Genomic DNA, 19,484 nt, shown 5'->3' with positions numbered 1-19,484 from the left:
GACACGGAGCCCCGCGCCCACCCGCCCCTGCTGCTGTACGCGCCACCCACCCGCCCTCGGCCGGTCCCGCCCTCCACGTCCCGGCGATGCGGAGCCCAGCTCCCACTCACGGCGGTACATGCTCCCCACCGACCCTTCCCACCGTCGACGCGGAGCCCCCCACCCACCCGCCCCCGGCCGGTCCCGCCCTCCACCTCCCGTCGACGCGGAGCCCCGCCCCCACCCACGGCGGTACATGCTCCCCACCGACCCTTCCCACCCTCGATGCGGAGCCCCGCGCCCACCCGCCCCTGCTGCTGTACGCGCCACCCACCCGCCCCCGGCCGGTCCCGCCCTCCACCTCCCGTCGACGCGGAGCCCCGCCCCCACCCACCCCTGTCGCCGCGGGGCAATCGGGTGGGTGGGCGGGAAAGGCTTGTTCGGGCAGGGGGAATGCGGGGTGAGGGGTGGGTGGGTGGGAGAGGCCGTTCGCTGCTCAAGGGCGAGGACCTGACGATCGGCAGGGGCGGCCCCGGGCCACCGGGAAGTAGCGTCGCGGGAGTGAAGAGCAGACGTGGGCAGGACGCCCTCCTCTGGGCAGTCCTCGCCCTGCCCGCCCTGACGGCGGACCAACTGGGGCTGAACGAGCCCCGCCCGGCCTTGCAGCAGGCCGCAGGAATCGCCGTGCTAGGCCTCGCCGTAGCCGTCTGGCGCCGCAGGCCACTGGTCGCCTTCGCGGCAGCGGCAGGGCTGGAGCTCGCGGCGGCACCGTCCCTGTTCACACTCTCGTACGGCCCCGCCCTCGCCGTCTTCGCCCTGCTCATGGGCCGCAGGGCCGACCGCCTCAGGCCCGCCCTGCTCCTCTTCGGGGCCGTCGCCCTGGTGGGGACAGCCAAGATCGTCGTACGCGGGGTCGATCCGGTCGTGGAGTGGCTCGTGCTCATGGGGACGCTGCTCTTCGGGGCCGTCTTCCCATGGCTCGCGGGCCGCTACCTCCGCCAGGGCCGCGAACTCGCCGCCGCCGGCTGGTCCCGCGCCGCCCAGCTGGAGCGCGAGCAGCGCATCGTCGCCGACCGGGCCCGGCTGCGGGAACGGGCCCGCATCGCCCAGGACATGCACGACTCCCTCGGGCACGAACTGAGCCTCATCGCGGTGCGGGCCGGCGCGCTCCAGGTGGCCGCCGATCTGCCGGAACGGCACCGCGGCGCCGTCGCGGACCTGCGCGTGGCCGCATCGGACGCCACGGACCGGCTGCACGAGATCATCGGCCTTCTGCGGGAAGAGGGCGACGAGGTCGCGCCGCTCGCCCCGGCGGGCGAGAGCGTGCGGGCCCTGGTGGAGCGCGCCGCCGATTCGGGGCTGGCGGTCCAGTTCGTCGTGGGGGGTGAGGAGGACCCTGCTGAGTCGACCGGGACGTCGACCGGGACGTCGACCGGGACGGAGTCCGAGCGGACCGTCTACCGGGTCGTCCAGGAAGCCCTGACCAATGCCGCCAGACACGCCCCCGGCGCCCCCGTGACGGTCGAGGTGACGAAGGCCGCCGTCGTCGTCACGAACGGACCCGCCAAGGAGCCGGGCTCGGGGCCAGGCGCCCGCTCGGGCCTCCTGGGCCTGCGGGCCAGGGTCGAAGACCTCGGCGGCACGTTCGACGCCGGACCGCACGGCGACGGCTTCCGGGTCGTGGCGCGGCTCCCCGCGGAGGACGGAGCCCCGGAGCCGCGCCCGGCCCCACCCGCCCCCGCCCTCGCGCACGCGCGGCGGCTGACCGTGCTGGCCTTCGGGGCCGCCCTGGCCACCGGGGTACTCCTCGTCGGCGGCGCCTTCGCCTGGTACGCGTACTCCAGATCGCACGCCGTCCTCGAACCGGCCGACTTCGCCCGGCTCACGGTCGGCAGGCCGCAGGCCGAAGCCGAACGGCTGCTGCCCGACAGAGCCGCCTCCGATCCGCCCGAGGAGCGCGCCCCGACCCCGCCCCCCGAAGGCGCGGACTGCCGCTACTACCGGGCCAGCGGCGAACTCTTCGTCACCGTCGAGCACTTCAGGGTCTGTTTCAAGGGAGGCGTCGTCGTGGAGAAGAGCGTGATCCCCAAGGCAGGGGTCGGTGGCGAGGTCCGGGAGCACGAGAAGGAGTGGGAGAAGTGATCCGCGTACTGCTGGCCGACGACGAGGCCATGATCCGCGCGGGCGTCCGCGCGATCCTCGGCGCGGGCGAGGACATCGAGGTCGTCGCGGAGGCGGGTGACGGGCGGGCGGCCGTCGCCCTCGCCCAGGCCCACCGGCCGGACGTCGCGCTGCTCGACATCCGCATGCCGGGGCTCGACGGTCTCGCCGCGGGCGAGGAGATCGTACGGACGGTGCCCGGGACCGCGGTCGCGATGCTGACGACCTTCTCCGAGGACGCGTACGTCGCGCGGGCGCTGAGCGGCGGAGCCACCGGCTTCCTGCTGAAGTCGGGCGACCCGCACGAACTCATCGCGGGCGTACGCGCGGTGGCCGGCGGCGCGGCCTTCCTCTCGCCCAAGGTGGCCCGCCACGTCATCGACGGCTACGGCGCGCAGCGCACGGTCCGCGGCGCCGACGCCCGCGCCAGGACCGCGGTCCTCACCCCGCGCGAGCGCGAAGTGCTCGGGCTCGTCGGGGAGGGGCTCTCCAACCCGGAGATCGCCGCCCGGCTCCATCTGGTCGAGGGCACGGTCAAGGCGTACGTGAGCGCGGTCCTCGACCGGCTCGGGGTCAAGAACCGCGTCCAGGCGGCGATCGTCGCCTATGAGGCGGGACTCGTGCGGCTCTGACACCAGAGCGGTCGGTGCCTCAGCGGCGGTGCGACGCGGGCCGCCGGTGCGACGTCACCTGCGACGTCGGGCTGCCCGGACCCGCGAACCACCTGACGACGCCCGTCGAGGAACCCCGCATCGCCTCGACCACCCGTGCCACGGGCCGCGTCGTCAGACGTACGAGGATGAAGGCGAGCGCGGCGCCGAGGAGCAGGCCCACCAGCACGTCATGCGGATAGTGCACGCCCACGAAGACCCGCGAGAACGCCATGAGCACGGCCATCGGCAGCGTGAGCGCTGCGATCCGCGGCCAGGCGAGCGCGAGCCCGACGGCCGCGGCACCCGCGATCGTCGAGTGGTTGCTGGGGAAGGACCAGTCGCCGTACGCCGGGCACTCGACGATCGAGGTGACCGCCCCGGCGACGGCCCGGCACGGGCGCTCCTCGTCGACCGCGGACTTGAGCAACTCGCTGCACACATACGCCACCGCCGTGACGAGGGGCGCGAGCACAGCTATCGCGAGGGCGCGCGGGTCGCCGCGCCGCGCCCGCCACCAGGCGACGATGAAGAGCACGCCGAAGAGCAGCAGTCCGAGCTCCGTCCACACCTCGGCGAGGTGCTGGAACCAGGTGGGGGTGTCGTGGGCGAAGTCGGTGACATCGCGATAGAGATCGTCGTCCATGGTGTCCATGATTACGGACGGTACGTAGTGGGCCCGAATCGTCACATGGGGCGATCGACCGGTTACGACCCCTGACGAAAGACAGGGGTGCAGAAGCGGAGTCCTTGGTTCCGTGATGATGATCCGCAAACTTTGTTGCTCAGGGCGGCGGGTGGGGCAGGACAAGGCGCGGATCTCTCGTAAGGTTTGGGCCGTGGGATCTCTGCGCAATCCGGTCGGGCCGCTTCCCTCCACCATCTACTGGCGTCGGAGGGCCGTTCTGCTGTCCTTGATCGGGCTGATGGCGCTTCTAGTCGTGTGGGTGCTCACCCTGGGGGGTGGGGGCCAGAAGAACGGCGCCGACGGTCCGTCGGGCTCCGGCCCCGCCACCTCCATCACGCCAGGACCTTCCGGCTCCGGGCCCGCCATCAGCGAACACCCGGGCGGGCGCGACGAGTCGGACGACGAGGGCGACGGCGGCTCGGGCTCCGGCGGCTCGGGCGGCGACGGTGACTCCGAGGGGTCCGGCGGCTCGGGCGGTTCCGGCGGAGGCGCCGGCGGCTCGGACGACGGCGCCAAGGGCGGCGGAGGTGCGGGCGGACAGCTGCCCGCGGGGTCGAGCCTGCCCAACTGCGTGCGCGGCGACGTGAAGTTGAAGCTGCGGAGCATTCACAACACGTACGAGATCGGCGAGAAGCCCAAGTTCGAGCTCATCGCCCAGAACAGCGCGGGCAAGTCCTGCAAGGTGGATCTCGGCGGCAAGAAGACGGTGCTGACGATCACTCAGGCCGACAGCGACAAGGAGATCTGGTCCTCGGCGGACTGCCCCGCCGGTGGCGGGAGCCTGCTGCTGCGGGTGCCGGGTGAGGGGCGCGTCACGCACACCGTCCAGTGGGACGGCCGGGGGAGCGAGCCGCAGTGCGCTTCGCCTTCGGCGGGAGTCGCGGCGCCGGGTACGTATCTCGTCGAGGCTAAGTCTCCCGGCCTCGGGTCGGTGAAGACCTCGTTCGTGCTCGAAGAGGCCTGACCGGGGCAATCGGGTGGGTGGGTGGGAAGCCCTCCACCCACCCAGCGGGACCTACTAGACGTACCGCTCCAGAATCGACGACTCGGCCAGCCGGGAGAGCCCCTCCCGGACACTGCGGGCCCGCGCCTCACCCACCCCGTCCACCGTCTGCAAGTCATCGACGCTCGCAGCGAGCAGCTTCTGCAGCCCCCCGAAGTGCTCGACAAGACGGTCGATGATCGCGCCGGGAAGGCGAGGCACCTTGGCGAGCAGACGGAAGCCCCGCGGCGAGACCGCGGAGTCCAGCGCCTCCGGGGAGCCGGTGTACCCCAACGCCCGTGCCACGGTGGGCAGTTCGAGCAGCTCCGCATGGCTCAGCGCGTCCAGCTCGAAGAGCGCCTCCTCGACCGTGCGGGAACGCTTGGCGGTCGGCTCCGGTACGTAGTCCCTGACGACCAGTTCGCGCTCGGGCTCGACGCCCGCGATCAACTCGTCCAGCTGGAGGGCGAGGAGACGGCCGTCCGTGCCCAGCTCCACCACGTACTCGGCGATCTCCGTGGCGATGCGGCGCACCATCTCAAGACGCTGGGCGACCGCGGTGACGTCCCGCACCGTCACCAAGTCCTCGATCTCCAGGGCGGACAGCGTGCCCGCCACCTCGTCCAGGCGCAGCTTGTAGCGCTCAAGGGTCGCGAGGGCCTGGTTCGCGCGGGACAGGATCGCCGCCGAGTCCTCCAGGACCTTGCGCTGCCCGTCCACGTACAGCGCGATGAGGCGCATCGACTGGGAGACGGAGACGATGGGGAAGCCCACCTGCTTGGACACGCGGTCCGCGGTGCGGTGCCGGGTGCCCGTCTCCTCGGTGGGGATCGTCGGGTCGGGGACGAGCTGCACGCCCGCCCGCAGGATCTTGGTGATGTCCTTGTCGACGACGATGCCGCCGTCGAGCTTGCAGAGCTCGCGCAGGCGCGTCGCCGTGAACTCGACGTCCAGGATGAATCCGCCGGTGCACATCGACTCGACGGTCTTGTCCCAGCCGAGGACGATGAGCCCTCCGGTGTTGCCGCGGAGGATGCGCTCGAGTCCGTCGCGCAGGCCCGTGCCGGGCGCGACCGCGCTCAGGGAGGCGCGCATCAGCCCTTCGGCACCGGAGCTTCCGCCGGGCTTGCCGGGAGCTGACGCCCGGTCGTTGGCTGCCACTGCACTCCTCGGGTCGCGGGTTGTCCAAGCCCCGGTCCGTACGTCTACTTCGTACGGATGGGCGAGACCAGGGCAAAGTCTACCGGCGCTCTTCGTCCTCCCGTGGGGCCTCTCTGCGACGCGACCTCGGAAGGACACGCAGGGCGTCCCCCATGTCGGCGACTTCGGTGACCTTCATACCGGGCGGCACCTTGCCCGGGTCGGCCGGGACGAGGGCGTGTGTGAAGCCCAGCCGGTGCGCTTCGGCCAGCCTGCGCTGGACTCCCGTGACCCGTCTGACCTCGCCCGCGAGGCCCACCTCGCCGATCGCGACGAGATTTTTCGGCAGCGGGGTGTCGCTGGCCGCGCTGGCCAGGGCGAGGGCGATCGCGAGATCCGCGGCCGGCTCGGAGAGCTTCACGCCGCCGACCGTCGCGCTGTAGATGTCGCGCTTGCCGAGCGCGGTGATGCGGCCCCGCTGCTCCAGGACGGCCAGCATCATCGAGACGCGGGAGGTCTCAAGGCCGGAGGTGGTGCGCCGGGGCGAGGGGATCTGGGAGTCGACGGTGAGGGCCTGGACCTCGGCCACCAGGGGGCGGCGGCCTTCGAGCGTGACCGTCAGACAGGTGCCGGGGACGGCCTCCGTGCGGCGGGTGAGGAAGAGGCCGCTGGGGTCGGCGAGGCCGGTGATGCCCTCGTCGTGCAGTTCGAAGCAGCCGACCTCGTCCGTCGTCCCGTAACGGTTCTTGACGCCCCGGACGAGACGGAGGCGGGCGTGGCGGTCGCCCTCGAAGGACAGGACGACGTCCACGAGGTGCTCAAGAAGGCGGGGGCCCGCGATCGCGCCGTCCTTGGTGACATGGCCGACCAGGAGCGTGGACATCGCGCGCTCCTTGGACGCGCGGATCAGGGCGCCCGCCACCTCGCGGACCTGGGCCATGCCGCCCGGCGCACCGTCGATCTCCGGCGACGCGATCGTCTGGACCGAGTCGAGGATCAGGAGGGACGGCTTCACCGCGTCCAAGTGGCCGAGGACGGCGGCGAGATCGGTCTCCGCCGCCAGATAGAGGTGGTCGTCGATGGCCTTGATGCGGTCGGCGCGCAGCCGGACCTGGCTCGCCGACTCCTCGCCGGTGACATAGAGCGTGCGGTGCTCGTCGCTCGCCGACTTCGCCGCGACGTCCAGGAGCAGCGTGGACTTGCCGACGCCCGGCTCGCCCGCGAGCAGCGCCACGGCGCCGGGGACGAGGCCGCCGCCCAGGACGCGGTCGAACTCGGGCACTCCGGTGGAGCGTGCGGTGGCCTGGCGGCCGTCGACCTGGCCGATGGGCAGGGCGGAGGAGGTGACGCGGCCGGGGGCGGTGGTGCGGACCGCGGGCGCTCCGTACTCCTCGACCGTCCCCCAGGCCTGGCACTCGGGGCAGCGGCCGAGCCATTTGGCCGTCTGCCAGCCGCACTCGGTGCAGCGATAGGACGGCCGGTCTTTGCCGGACTTCGTACGGGTGGCCATGAACCGAACCGTAGCGGGCACCACTGACAAGCAAGCACTGGCAGTGGCAGTGGCGCACGCGATCCGGATCGCTCGGGGCGTGGGTCACGGAATCATGGGTTCCTGTCCCCTTTTGAGGGATCTGTTCACCCGTAAGGATTAAATGTGCTCAAGGTGGAGGAAGGGCACGGCATCATCCGCCTAACTTCGCACGGGTGATGAGCAGCAGGCCGGAATCCCCCACGCAAGCAACCGGCGCACACCGGGCGCATCGTGACGCGCGCCAGCGCGTTGTGCCCCGCTCGGTGCCGAAGGCGCCGCCCGCACGCTATGAGCCCTGTCTGGACGGTCTGTTCACGTACTGCCTGTCCGTGCTCTGCGATCACGACGCAGCGACCGCGGCCCTGGGCGACGTGCTCGCCATCGCCGAGCGCCGCGGCTCACGCGGCCCGGCATCCGAGACCGAACTGAAGTCCTGGCTGTACGCACTCGCCCGCTGGGTCTGCCTGCGCGCGCTCGCCGACGCCAAGCGCAAGCGGCAGGGCGCGCACGCCTCCGGCTCGGCATCCCGCGACCCGAAGGCCGCCGAGCCCGCCGAGCCGCCGGACGAGACGCAGCGGCAGCGACGCCGTGAACTCGCCCAGCTGGCCTGGCCCGAGGCCGCGGGGACGACGCCCGAGCAGCGCGAGGCCCTGGAGCTTGCCGTACGCCACCAGCTCTCCCCGCAGGAGGTCGCCGCGGTCGTCGGCATGGACGTCGGCAAGACCCGCGACCTTCTCGCGTCCGCCGCCTGCGAGGTGGAGCGCACCCGCGCCGCGCTCGCCGTGGTGGAGACCGGCACCTGCCCGATCGTCGCCCGCCTCACCGGCGACAACCAGCTCCTCCTGGGCACGGCCCTGCGCCGCGAACTCGTCCGGCACGTCGACGACTGCCCGCGCTGCCGCCGCACCGCCGAGCGCGCCGGATCAGGCGCCTGGCCCGGCACGGCGGCATCGCCGGCCGCGCTGCCCGTCATCGAGGCGCCGCGGGCCGCCGTGCACGTGGCGATGGCGCACGTGCCGCGTGCGCGGGGCGCCGGTCCGCGCTTCGACCGGCGCGGATTCCCGGTGGACCCCAAGGACCACGCCGCGCGCCGGGACCGGATGCGCGCGCGTGCCGTGACGACGACGGTCGTGGCCACCGTGGTGGCGGCCCCGGTGCTCGCGCTCTGGGCGGCGTATCGCGGGGCGCCGCTGACCGGTGAGGGCCAGGACGGCCGCTCGGTCAGCGCGAGCGAGTCCGGGGCCGACGGGATGAACGGCGACCGCAGACGCGAGGACTACGAGAACGCGGGCAACGCCCACACGCCGCCCGACCCCCGCTTCACCGCGGGCAGCCGCTCGCCCGACGTCTCCGTGGAGGTCATCAGCGCCGGGTCGCCGCCGTCCCGCTCGGGGACCGGCGCGGGACGCCTGACGGTCTCGGCGCAGCCGAGCGGCGGTACGACGCTGATCACGCTCTCCGCATCGGGGGGCGAGCCGGTCCACTGGTCGGCGAGTACGGGGGCGTCCTGGCTCTACCTCAGCCGGTCATCCGGGACGCTCGCGCCGGGGGAGACGTTCACGATCCGGGTGTACGTCGACCATGCGCGGGAGCCGGCGGGCCACTGGAGCGCACGGGTGTCCGTCGCCCCGTCGGGGGCGATCGTCTCGATCGACGGGTACGGCAACGGATCGGGACGCCCGACGCGTCCCGGCCCCCGGCCGACCCCGACCCCACCGAAGCCGACCCCGACGCCATCGACGCCGGACCCGACGCCGACCCCGTCGGACCCGGACCCGACCCCGACGACACCGGACCCGACACCGACGCCGTCCGACCCGGGGAACTCCACACCCCCGCCGAGCGACAGCGGCGACCCGAGTCCCAGTGAGGGCTAGAGATTTTCCCCAAGCCCGCCCCTTCCCGAAAACCCGCTGCGCGGGGGCCTCCTCAAACGCCGGAGGGGCTGAATTCTCAGCCCGTCCGGCGTTTGAGGACGAACTCGGCGGAGCCGGTGATGACGGTACGCAAGGCCCTGCGCGGCAGGTTTCTAGCGAGAAGGATCCGCCGGATGCGGCGCAAGCAACGGCAGCTGAGAAGCGAGCCGCTCCTCGCACAGCTCCGCGAGACGGTCGTAGCCCGCCTTGCCCATCAGTTCCGTCAGCTCGGGACGGTAGGAGACGTACACGGGGTCACCCGCGCCGTGCGCCGACGTCGCCGACGTGCACCACCAGTGCAGATCGTGGCCACCGGGGCCCCAGCCGCGCCGGTCGTACTCCCCGATGGACACCTGGAGGATCCGCGTGTCATCGGGCCGGTCGATCCACTCGTACGTCCGCCGGACCGGCAGCTGCCAGCAGACGTCCGGCTTCGTCTCCAGCGGCTCACGCCCCTCCTTCAGCGCGAGGATGTGCAGCGAGCACCCCGCGCCCCCGGCGAAACCGGGGCGGTTCTGGAAGATGCAGGAGCCGTTGTACGGACGCGTCTGGCGCTCGCCGTCGTCGTCCGTCGAGACCCAGCCGCTCACCGTGCCGATGTCGTGGTGCTGCCAGATGTCCGGTGTGAGCCGCGCCACGGACTCGGCGACCCGCTTCTCGTCGTCCTCGTCCGAGAAGTGCGCGCCCAGCGTGCAGCAGCCGTCGTCCGCGCGGCCCGCCGCGATGCCCTGGCAGCCACTGCCGAAGATGCAGCTCCACCGAGAGGTCAGCCATGTCAGATCGCAGCGGAAGACCTGCTCGTCGTCCGCGGGATCCGGGAACTCCACCCAGGCGCGGGCGAAGTCGAGGCCCTTCTCGTCCGGCCGGGACTTCTGCACCTTCTCCGGCTTCCCCGACTTATTCTTCGACTTCGTTTTGTCGGTCTTCGCCTTTTTCGTCTTTGGCACGTCTCCAGGGTATGCGCGCTGTGCCCGGTCCGAGGACCAGCGACCGCCGTACGCGCAGTAGCGTTCCGTATATGAGACTCGGTGTCCTCGACGTAGGTTCGAACACGGTGCATCTGCTGGTGGTGGACGCCCACCCCGGCGCGCGCCCGCTGCCCGCGTATTCGCACAAGGCGGACCTGCGCCTCGCCCAACTCCTCGACGAGGCCGGGGCGATCGGCCCCGAAGGCGTCGACCGCCTGGTCGGCACCGTCCGTGACGCGATGGAGGCCGCCGAGGACAAGGGCGTGGAGGACCTGCTGCCGTTCGCGACCTCCGCGGTCCGCGAGGCCAGCAACGCCGACCAGGTCCTCGCCCGGGTCCGGGAGGAGACCGGCGTCGACCTCCAGGTCCTCACCGGCGCCGAGGAGGCCCGCCTCACCTTCCTCGCGGCCCGCCGCTGGTTCGGCTGGTCGGCGGGAAAGCTCCTGGTCATCGACATCGGCGGCGGCTCGCTCGAAATCGCGTACGGCATCGACGAGGAACCGGACGCCGCGGTGAGCCTGCCGCTCGGCGCGGGCCGTCTGACCTCGGCCTGGCTGGCCCAGGACCCGCCGGACCCCGCCGACGTGAAGGCGCTGCGGCGGCACGCGCGCGCCCAGATCGCGCGCACGGTGGGCGAGTTCAGCCGCTTCGGCGCCCCGGACCACGTCGTGGCGACGTCCAAGACGTTCAAGCAGCTGGCCAGGCTCGCGGGAGCCGCACGCTCCGCCGAGGGCCTCTACGTACAGCGCGAGCTGAAGCGCAAGTCCCTGGAGGACTGGGTCCCGCAGCTGGCCGCGATGACGGCGGCGGAACGCGCCGAGCTGCCCGGCGTCTCCGAAGGGCGGGCCGGACAGCTGCTCGCGGGGGCGCTCGTCGCCGAGGGTGCGATGGATCTCTTCGGGGTCGAGACGCTGGAGATCTGTCCGTGGGCGCTGCGCGAGGGCGTGATCCTGCGCAGGCTCGACCACCTCCCGCCGAGCTAGGCCAGGACCTAGGGCACCCGGGTGTGCGGGAGACCACCTGGACCACCTCCCCGGTGCCCAGGCAGGGCCCGTACGCTGTCCCTCGTGGCAGAACCAGTGGTGCGCATCCCGGATGCGAAGGTCGCCCTGTCGACGGCCTCGGTCTATCCGGAGTCGACGGCGACGGCCTTCGAGATAGCGGCACGCCTGGGCTACGACGGTGTCGAGGTCATGGTGTGGACCGACCCCGTCAGCCAGGACATCGAGGCCCTGCGCAGACTCAGCGACTACCACCAGATCCCCATCCTCGCTGTCCACGCCCCGTGTCTCCTGATCACGCAGCGCGTGTGGTCCACGGACCCCTGGGTGAAGCTCCAGCGCGCGCAGGCCGCCGCCGAGAAGCTGGGCGCGTCGACCGTCGTCGTGCATCCGCCCTTCCGCTGGCAGCGCGGGTACGCGAACGCCTTCGTCGACGGCATCTGGCGGATGGCGGACGAGACGGACGTCCGATTCGCCGTCGAAAACATGTACCCGTGGCGCTACCGCGACCGGGAGATGCTCGCCTACGCCCCCGACTGGGACGTCACCAAGGACGACTACCGCCACTTCACGGTCGACCTCAGCCACACCGCGACCGCCCGCACGGACGCGATGGAGATGATCGACCGCATGGGCGACCGCCTCGGCCACGTCCACCTCGCCGACGGCAAGGGCTCCGCCAAGGACGAGCACCTGGTGCCGGGCCGCGGCACGCAGCCGTGCGCCGAACTCCTGGAGCGCCTCGCGACGAGCGGCTTCGACGGGCACGTGGTCATCGAGGTCAATACGCGGCGCGCGATGTCCAGCGCCGAACGTGAGGCCGACCTCGCCGAGGCCCTCGCCTATACGCGGCTGCACCTGGCGTCCGCGGTGAAGGTGCCCCGCTCGTGACGGACCCGGCGCCGGACGGCGCGGCTCCGCGCCGCAGGGGACGCCCCTCCCGTACGCAGTCCGCCGAGGGCCCGGCGATGCGGGACCGCATCCTGGAGGCGGCCCGCACCGAGTTCTCCGCCCGTGGGTACGAGAAGACGTCCGTGCGCGGGATCGCCAAGGCGGCCGGGGTGGACTCGGCGCTCGTGCACCACTACTTCGGCACGAAGGAGCAGGTCTTCGCGTCGGCGATCGAGGAGGCCTTCGCGCCCGCGCTCGAAGCGCCCGCCGCGATCGAGGACGGCCCGCTCGACGGCATCGGCGAGCGCCTGACCCGCTTCATCTTCGGCGTCTGGGAGAACCCCGCCACCCGCGTACCGCTGCTCGCGATCGTGCGCTCGGCGGTGAACAACGACACCGCGGCGGCCGTCTTCCGCCGCCTCATCGCGACGCAGCTGCTCGGCAGGGTGGCGCGTCAGGTCGACCAGCCGGACGCGGAGCTGCGGGCGGAACTGGCGGCCGCGCAGCTGGTGGGCACGGCGATGCTGCGGTACGTGATCCAGGTGGAGCCGCTCGCGTCCGCGGACCCGGAGGCGATCATCGCGCGGATCGCGCCGGTGGTGCAGGGGCATCTGACCGGGCCGTAGAAGCAGTGCGGGGACAACCGCTCACCGAGACGGTCGTCCCGCCATCCGGACAGCCTGTCCAGATCGTGGAGCGTCGGCGTACCCTCGAGAACAGTCGATTCCTATGTCTCTGAGATCCCTGAAGGAGCGAGCGACGATGCCCGAGCTCAGGTCCCGCACAGTCACCCACGGCCGCAACATGGCGGGCGCACGCGCCCTTATGCGTGCCTCCGGTGTACCCGGCGCGGACATCGGGCGAAAGCCGATCATCGCCGTCGCCAACTCCTTCACCGAGTTCGTCCCGGGCCACACCCATCTTCAGCCGGTGGGCCGGATCGTCTCCGAGGCGATCGTCGCCGCGGGCGCCATCCCGCGCGAGTTCAACACGATCGCCGTGGACGACGGCATCGCGATGGGCCACGGCGGCATGCTGTACTCCCTGCCCTCCCGCGACCTGATCGCGGACTCGGTGGAGTACATGGTGGAGGCGCACTGCGCCGACGCCCTGATCTGCATCTCCAACTGCGACAAGATCACCCCCGGCATGCTGAACGCGGCCCTGCGCCTCAACATCCCGACGGTCTTCGTCTCCGGCGGCCCGATGGAGGCCGGCAAGGCCACGCTGGTCGACGGCACGGTCCGAAAGCTCGACCTGGTCAACGCGATCAGCGACGCGGTCGACGAGAGCGTCTCGGACGAGGACATCCTGCGCATCGAGGAGAACGCCTGCCCGACCTGCGGCAGCTGTTCCGGCATGTTCACGGCCAACTCGATGAACTGCCTGACCGAGGCCATCGGCCTCTCGCTCCCCGGCAACGGCTCGGTCCTCGCCACGCACACCGCCCGCAAGGCGCTGTACGAGAAGGCGGGCGAGACGGTCGTCGAGATCACCAAGCGCTACTACGACGGCGACGACGAGTCGGTCCTGCCGCGCAACATCGCCACGCGCGCCGCCTTCGACAACGCCATGGCGCTCGACATCTCCATGGGCGGCTCCACGAACACGATCCTGCACCTGCTCGCCGCCGCGCAGGAGGCCGAGCTCGACTACGACCTCGCCGACATGGACGAGGTCTCGCGCCGCGTCCCCTGCCTGGCCAAGGTCGCCCCGAACGTCGCGCCCGGCGGCACGTACTACATGGAGGACGTGCACCGCGCCGGCGGCATCCCCGCGATCCTCGGCGAGCTGTACCGCGCGGGCCTCCTGAACGAGGACGTGCACACGGTCCACTCCGCGTCCATCAAGGACTGGCTGGAGACGTGGGACGTGCGCGGCGGTTCGCCGTCGGACGAGGCCGTCGAGCTGTGGCACGCGGCCCCCGGCTGCGAGCGCTCGGCGACGGCCTTCTCCCAGTCGAAGCGCTGGGACACCCTGGACACGGACGCCGCGGGCGGCTGCATCAGGGACGCGGCCCACGCGTACTCGAAGGACGGCGGCCTGGCGGTCCTCAAGGGCAACCTCGCGGTCGACGGCTGCGTCGTGAAGACGGCGGGCGTCGACGAGTCCATCTGGACGTTCGAGGGTCCCGCCGTGGTCTGCGAGTCGCAGGAAGAAGCGGTCGACAAGATCCTCAAGAAGCAGGTCAAGGAAGGCGACGTGGTCGTCATCCGCTACGAGGGCCCCAAGGGCGGCCCCGGTATGCAGGAAATGCTCTACCCCACCTCGTTCCTGAAGGGCCGCGGCCTCGGCAAGGCCTGCGCCCTGGTCACGGACGGCCGCTTCTCCGGCGGCACGTCGGGCCTGTCGATCGGCCACGCGTCACCCGAGGCGGCGTCCGGCGGCACGATCGCCCTGGTCGAGGACGGCGACCGCATCCGCATCGACATCCCGAACCGAGGCATCGAACTCCTCGTCCCCGAGGAGGAGCTGACGGCCCGCCGCGAAGCCCTCGGCGGCGTCTACGCCCCCAAGTCCCGGGAGCGCAAGGTCTCGGCGGCACTGCGGGCGTACGCGGCGATGGCCACGAGCGCGGACCGCGGCGCGGTGCGGGACGTGTCGAAGCTGGGCTAGCGCCTGCGGTCGGGCCTTCAGCCCGTCCGGCGTTTGAGGACGAACTCGGCGGAGCCGGTGATTACGGCACGCAAGGCCCCTGCGCCGGAGCAGGTTTTCGGGAAGGGGCGGGGTTGGGGAAATGTCCCCGCCTGCGCCCCAGCACACGCAACCGTCCCGGCGCACCCAGGCGTCCACCCCTGTAAGCGAACGCGCCAAGGCGGCCGGGAGCCGCCGCTTCACGGGGGAGAGAAGCATGAGCGAGAACGTCATAGCGCCGGAGTCCGCCGCCCTGGTCACGGACGGCCGCTTCTCCGGCGGCACGTCGGGCCTGTCGATCGGCCACGCGTCACCCGAGGCGGCGTCCGGCGGCACGATCGCCCTGGTCGAGGACGGCGACCGCATCCGCATCGACATCCCCAACCGGGGCATCGAACTCCTCGTCCCGGAGGAGGAGCTGACGGCCCGCCGCGAAGCCCTCGGCGGCGTCTACGCCCCCAAGTCCCGGGAGCGCAAGGTCTCGGCGGCACTGCGGGCGTACGCGGCCATGGCCACGAGCGCGGACCGCGGCGCGGTGCGGGACGTGTCGAAGCTGGGCTAGCGCCTGCGGTCGGGCCTTCAGCCCGTCCGGCGTTTGAGGACGAACTCGGCGGAGCCGGTGATTACGGCACGCAAGGCCCCTGCGCCGGAGCAGGTTTTCGGGAAGGGGCGGGGTTGGGGAAATGTCCCCGCCTGCGCCCCAGCACACGCAACCGTCCCGGCGCACCCAGGCGTCCACCCCTGTAAGCGAACGCGCCAAGGCGGCCGGGAGCCGCCGCTTCACGGGGGAGAGAAGCATGAGCGAGAACGTCATAGCGCCGGAGTCCGCGGAGGCCATCGAGGCCGTGGCGGCAAAGACGTACGCCATCGCCGCGGACGTCAACGTCCGCTCAGGACCGGGCACGTCGTACAGCAAGGTGGGCCGCGTCTCGGCGGGCACCCGGGTGACGATCCACTGCCAGAAGCCCGGCGAGAAGGTCACGGGCCCGACCGGCACGTCGAAGCTCTGGGACCGCATCGGCAGCGGCCGCTACGTCTCCGACACGTACGTCCGCACAGGCAGCGACGGCTACGTGGCACCGCGCTGCTGAACCACCGCAAGCAAGAGCACATGAGGCAGGCAGGCGAAGCCGCCCAGGTTCACTCGGACTTGGGCGGCTTCGTCGCGTCGAACGAAAAGACCGTGTTCTTGGCCGCGGCCACCACGACCACACGCCCCGAAACCGCGACCCGCGGACTCGCGTTCACCTCACCGGCAAGACCCTCGACCCGCGGATCGGTGCTCCACAGGGTCCTGCCCCGCGGCGAAACAGCGACCACGCGCCCGCTGGGCGAGCTGAAGTACAGCGCGCCGCTGCCGCTGCCGCTGCCGCCCGCCGCCGGCCCGGAGGCCCCTTCCACACCGGTCTGCCGGGACCACTTCTGGCGCCCGGTCGCGGGATCGACCGCACTGATCATCCCGGTCGGCTCGGCGAAGTAGACGGTGCCGTCCACGACGCCGGGCGTAGCGCCGTACACCTTCTTCAGCGGCCGTGACGAGACGCGGCCACTGCCCGGCTCGACCCGCAGCACCTTGTCGTACCCGAGGAACTCGGGGCCCCGCGTCCGCTGATGGAGGAGTACGAGCCTGCCGTCGTCGCCACCCACCGGGTGCACGGGCCCCTGGACCGCGATGCCCTTGCCGAACGTCCCCGACTTGACGTCGAGAGTGTGCAGAACGGGGTGGTGCACCTCGACGTTCGCGACCTCGGCGGACGGCGCGCACATCGCGTACATCCGCTGACCCGTCGGGACCGGCGTGCACTCCGAGCCCGCGGGGAACGGCGTCGACCGGAGCAGGCGTCCGCTGTGCGCGTCCCTGGCCTCGATCCGCGTACGGCCCGCGTCGACCGACAGGACGGTCGAGCCGGACAGGACCACGTCCTGGGACCGCCCGGTGAAGATCTGGGACTGGCCGCTGATCGGGCGGGACCACAGTTCCTTGCTGGTCCCGGCGTCCAGCGCCACCACTTCGATGGGCTTGTCGGACGAGGCCTCCGGCGGGAGGCGGTAGCCGAGGACGGTGTCGTTCGTGGCGCCCACGATGTGCATGCCCTGCATGGGCACGCCGGGGCTCTTGACCTTCCAGATCTCCTTGCCGTCGGAGATCCGCAGCCGGGTGGCGACGACTCCGCCGCCCCCGCAGAACAACGCGTCCCCGCGCGGCACGCAGCGCACCTCGTCCGGGATGCCCTTGTCGTTGGGCACGGTCGTGCGCCACGGCCGGAAGCCGTCGGGCAGGGGCGCTTCGGCCGCCGCGACCGTGCGGTCCTTGCCGTCGTCGCCGCTCTCCCCGGCGGGTGAGCCGGGCGAGCCGAGCTGGAGCGCCGCGATGCCGCCCCCGAGCGCGGCCACGGCGACGGCCGCGGCGAGCACGGGGCGCCAGCGGCGGCGCAGACTGCGGCCGATGAGGGTGCCTTCGGGGGCGGCGGGCGCTTCGGCGGTGTCGCCCCCGGCAGTCCCGACATCCGATGACCGGTGATGCTGCGTGTCCGTGTCCCGCGTACGGCTGGCCCGCACCCCCGCCGCGTCCCCCAGCTCCACCGGCAGGTCCCGCAGCAGCTCAAGGAGTTGGTCCGCGGACGGCCGCGCGTCCGGGTCCTTGGCGAGACACGGCTCGACCACCGCACGCAGAGCGGCCGGAACGGCATCCAACTCCGGTGCCTCGTGCACCACTTGATACGCCGTCATGTACGGGCTGTCCGAGTCGAACGGCCCCTGTCCCGTCGCCGCGTACACCAGCAACGTACCGAGCGAGAAGACATCGGACCGCGGCCCGACCCCACGCGGCGCCTGCAACTGCTCGGGCGACATGAACGGCGGCGTACCGATGACCCGCCCCGTCATCGTCAGCGTCTGCTGGTCCGCCGCGCGCGAGATGCCGAAGTCGATGACGCGCGGGCCCTCGGGCGAGAGCACGACGTTCGACGGCTTGAGGTCGCGGTGCACGACGCCCACGCGGTGGATGTCGCGCAGCGCCTCCGTCAGACCGATGGCGAGCGTGCGCAGGTCGGTGCCGGTCAGCGGGCCCTTCTTGGCGATGTGCTGGGCGAGCGTGTGCCCCTCTATATAGGACGTCGCCATCCACGGGTGCTCGGCCTCCGGATCGGCGTCGACCACGGCGGCGGTAAACGCGCCGCTCACCCGCCGCGCCGCCGCCACCTCCTGCCGGAAGCGGATGCGGAACTCCTCGTCCCCGGCGTACTGCTGGTGGATCAGCTTGATCGCAACAGGGCGCCCCGAAGCCGTACGCGCCAGAAAGACCGTGCCCATGCCGCCCGAGCCGAGCCGTGCCTCCAGCGGATAGCCGCCGATCTCAGCTGGGTCACCTCCGCGGAGCGACACTCTCCCCGACCTCCCCGTCCCGCGTGCACCGGTTTTCGCATGGGCCCATTTACCTGTCCTGGCACCCAAACTAGCCGCCGGGTGGTACGGGAGGGCAAGGCGGGGGACGAATAGGGCGCGCCTCACCCCTGCCCCGCGCCGCCCTGTGGCCACCGCGGGCGATACTCGACGGGTGAGCGCAGATTCCAGCACCCCCGACCGCACGGACGCGACGGCCCCCGGCCCGCAGCCCGAGCCCCTCCGCTTCTTCGGCACCACCTGGGTCGGCCACGACAACGGCTACGGCGCGCGCCGCGTGGCCGTCGCGGCAGGCTCGCTGCTCGCGGCGGCGGCAGGCTGCTTCGTGCTGCGTTTCGCGTACGAGGGCATGGCGGTCGCGGACGTCGGCACGTTCGTGAACTTCCTCGTCCTCATCATGTTCTCGGTGTGCAGCGCGATCGCCTTCCGCCGCGCCTGGGAGGGGTTCACCCGCCGCCACGACCCGGCGTCCCAGTCGTCGATGCGCGGCCTCATGACGATCGGCTTCGTCGGCGTCCTCCTCGCCTATTTCTTCCGCTCCCTGACCGAGGCCCCCGGCGAGAAACTCCACCGCGAGGAGTACGAGGCGGCCCGCGAGCAGTACGCGAAGCGCACGTCACGCCGCACGGGCAACCCGTCCCGAAAGAAGAAGAAGGCTTGAAAGAAGGGGGCAGGCTTGAAAGAGGGGAAGGCTTGAAGGGCATCGTGAACAACAAGGGGTGACGGAGCCCGACCCCCTGGGGCAACGATGACCGGCATGACTTCAGCCCCTTCGCACCGCCGCGCTCACTCCTTCAACGCGGCAGCCGCCCAGTACGCGGCCCACCGCCCCTCCTATCCCCCCGCCCTCTTCGACGCCGTCGAGAACCTGGCGGGCCGCCCCTTGGCCGGGGCCCGCGTGCTGGATGTCGGCGCGGGCACGGGCATCGCGACCGCCCTCCTGGCAGCGCGCGGCGCCCGCGTCGTCGCGGTGGAGCCGGGCGACGGGATGGCGCGTGAGCTCCGCCGCGCGCTGCCGGACACGCCCTCGTACGGGGCGACGGCGACCAACTGCCGTTCGCGGACGGCTCGGCCGACTTCATCACGTACGCCCAGGCCTGGCACTGGACAGACCAGGAACGCTCCGTCCCGGAAGCCCTCCGCGTGCTGCGCCCCGGCGGCGCGCTCGCCCTGTGGTGGAACATCGCGGACCACGCGGTTCCGTGGGTCGCGGAGCAGGACACCCGGATCGCCCGCTGCCTGGGATACGACGACGGCGCGCGAAAGACCGCGGACCGGACGACCGAACTGACGAAGGCCCTGAACTTCCGCCGCGACCGGATCCACTGGAGCCGCAGCATCCCCCTCGACTCCCACCTGGCCAACATCAGCAGCCACTCGGCATTCCTGGTCCTGGGCGAGGACCGCACGGCGGCCTTCCTCGCCCAGGAGCGCACGGAACTCCTGAAGACCTTCCCGACCGGAATCGTCGAGGAGAGCTACGCAGCAGACCTGCTCCTAGCCCTGAGCCCCACCCCCTAGCCCTGAGCCGCGCCCCTTGCC

The 19,484-nt window shown here is 72.0% G+C and carries 15 protein-coding genes and 2 pseudogenes; 12 read left to right on the top strand and 5 right to left on the bottom strand.

Features of this window, described 5'->3' with window-relative positions:
• Nucleotides 1–540 precede the first annotated feature (540 nt).
• Nucleotides 541–2,121, top strand: coding sequence for a sensor histidine kinase (locus M4V62_RS19760; RefSeq protein ID WP_249588574.1), 1,581 nt, complete (start codon nucleotides 541–543; stop codon nucleotides 2,119–2,121).
• The gene (locus M4V62_RS19755) at nucleotides 2,118–2,771 is read left to right on the top strand and encodes a response regulator transcription factor (protein ID WP_249588573.1); all 654 of its coding nucleotides are present in this window, start codon (nucleotides 2,118–2,120) and stop codon (nucleotides 2,769–2,771) included. The genes M4V62_RS19760 and M4V62_RS19755 overlap by 4 nt, the downstream gene beginning before the upstream one ends.
• Nucleotides 2,772–2,790: 19 nt before the next feature.
• Here M4V62_RS19755 and M4V62_RS19750 read toward each other — a convergent pair whose 3' ends face one another.
• Complete coding sequence (locus tag M4V62_RS19750) at nucleotides 2,791–3,444, bottom strand: phosphatase PAP2 family protein (RefSeq protein WP_249588572.1); 654 nt, start codon at nucleotides 3,442–3,444, stop codon at nucleotides 2,791–2,793.
• Nucleotides 3,445–3,628: 184 nt separating this feature from the next.
• Between M4V62_RS19750 and M4V62_RS19745 the strand changes: the two genes are divergently transcribed.
• The gene (locus M4V62_RS19745; protein WP_249588571.1) at nucleotides 3,629–4,441 is read left to right on the top strand and encodes a hypothetical protein; all 813 of its coding nucleotides are present in this window, start codon (nucleotides 3,629–3,631) and stop codon (nucleotides 4,439–4,441) included.
• A gap of 54 nt (nucleotides 4,442–4,495) precedes the next feature.
• Here M4V62_RS19745 and disA read toward each other — a convergent pair whose 3' ends face one another.
• Both disA and radA read right to left on the bottom strand, forming a co-directional pair.
• Nucleotides 4,496–5,620 carry a DNA integrity scanning diadenylate cyclase DisA gene (gene disA, locus M4V62_RS19740; RefSeq protein WP_249588570.1) on the bottom strand — a complete coding sequence of 375 codons (1,125 nt, stop codon included), beginning with the start codon at nucleotides 5,618–5,620 and terminating at the stop codon, nucleotides 4,496–4,498.
• Nucleotides 5,621–5,699: 79 nt separating this feature from the next.
• The gene (gene radA, locus M4V62_RS19735) at nucleotides 5,700–7,109 is read right to left on the bottom strand and encodes a DNA repair protein RadA (RefSeq protein ID WP_249588569.1); all 1,410 of its coding nucleotides are present in this window, start codon (nucleotides 7,107–7,109) and stop codon (nucleotides 5,700–5,702) included.
• A gap of 197 nt (nucleotides 7,110–7,306) precedes the next feature.
• On the opposite strand from radA, the gene M4V62_RS19730 reads away from it, so the two are divergent.
• The gene (locus tag M4V62_RS19730) at nucleotides 7,307–9,007 is read left to right on the top strand and encodes a BACON domain-containing protein (protein ID WP_425575304.1); all 1,701 of its coding nucleotides are present in this window, start codon (nucleotides 7,307–7,309) and stop codon (nucleotides 9,005–9,007) included.
• 152 nt (nucleotides 9,008–9,159) lie between these two features.
• Here the strand turns inward: M4V62_RS19730 and M4V62_RS19725 are convergent, their stop codons facing one another.
• Entirely contained in the window at nucleotides 9,160–9,993 is an 834-nt protein-coding gene (locus tag M4V62_RS19725; RefSeq protein WP_249588567.1) for a DUF3109 family protein, read from the bottom strand.
• A gap of 71 nt (nucleotides 9,994–10,064) precedes the next feature.
• On the opposite strand from M4V62_RS19725, the gene M4V62_RS19720 reads away from it, so the two are divergent.
• From M4V62_RS19720 to M4V62_RS19695, 6 genes and pseudogenes are all read left to right on the top strand, one after another.
• A complete protein-coding gene (locus M4V62_RS19720) occupies nucleotides 10,065–10,997 on the top strand; it encodes a Ppx/GppA family phosphatase (protein WP_249588566.1) in 933 nt (310 codons plus the stop codon).
• Nucleotides 10,998–11,081: 84 nt separating this feature from the next.
• The gene (locus tag M4V62_RS19715) at nucleotides 11,082–11,906 is read left to right on the top strand and encodes a sugar phosphate isomerase/epimerase family protein (protein ID WP_249588565.1); all 825 of its coding nucleotides are present in this window, start codon (nucleotides 11,082–11,084) and stop codon (nucleotides 11,904–11,906) included.
• A complete protein-coding gene (locus tag M4V62_RS19710) occupies nucleotides 11,903–12,532 on the top strand; it encodes a TetR/AcrR family transcriptional regulator (RefSeq protein ID WP_249588564.1) in 630 nt (209 codons plus the stop codon). Before M4V62_RS19715 ends, M4V62_RS19710 begins: the two co-directional genes overlap by 4 nt.
• Before the next feature lie 136 nt (nucleotides 12,533–12,668).
• Nucleotides 12,669–14,522, top strand: a complete 1,854-nt coding sequence (gene ilvD, locus M4V62_RS19705) for a dihydroxy-acid dehydratase (RefSeq protein WP_249588563.1) — start codon at nucleotides 12,669–12,671, stop codon at nucleotides 14,520–14,522.
• 259 nt (nucleotides 14,523–14,781) lie between these two features.
• A pseudogene (locus M4V62_RS19700) lies at nucleotides 14,782–15,102 on the top strand (dihydroxy-acid dehydratase); the annotation flags it as partial.
• A gap of 235 nt (nucleotides 15,103–15,337) precedes the next feature.
• Complete coding sequence (locus M4V62_RS19695; protein WP_249588562.1) at nucleotides 15,338–15,631, top strand: SH3 domain-containing protein; 294 nt, start codon at nucleotides 15,338–15,340, stop codon at nucleotides 15,629–15,631.
• Between the two features lie 49 nt (nucleotides 15,632–15,680).
• On the opposite strand, the gene M4V62_RS19690 is transcribed toward M4V62_RS19695, so the two are convergent.
• On the bottom strand, nucleotides 15,681–17,924 hold the full coding sequence (locus tag M4V62_RS19690; protein ID WP_249588561.1) for a protein kinase domain-containing protein: 2,244 nt from the start codon (nucleotides 17,922–17,924) through the stop codon (nucleotides 15,681–15,683).
• A gap of 172 nt (nucleotides 17,925–18,096) precedes the next feature.
• Between M4V62_RS19690 and M4V62_RS19685 the strand changes: the two genes are divergently transcribed.
• Nucleotides 18,097–18,603, top strand: coding sequence for an EamA/RhaT family transporter (locus M4V62_RS19685; protein ID WP_249588560.1), 507 nt, complete (start codon nucleotides 18,097–18,099; stop codon nucleotides 18,601–18,603).
• Between the two features lie 96 nt (nucleotides 18,604–18,699).
• A pseudogene (locus tag M4V62_RS19680) lies at nucleotides 18,700–19,463 on the top strand (class I SAM-dependent methyltransferase).
• The last annotated feature ends 21 nt before the right edge of the window (nucleotides 19,464–19,484 follow it).

The organism is Streptomyces durmitorensis (genome assembly GCF_023498005.1).
Classification (GTDB): Bacteria; Actinomycetota; Actinomycetes; order Streptomycetales; family Streptomycetaceae; genus Streptomyces; species Streptomyces durmitorensis.
The sequence above is the reverse complement of the archived record's forward strand: the minus strand, read 5'-3'. Positions and strand labels throughout refer to the sequence as shown.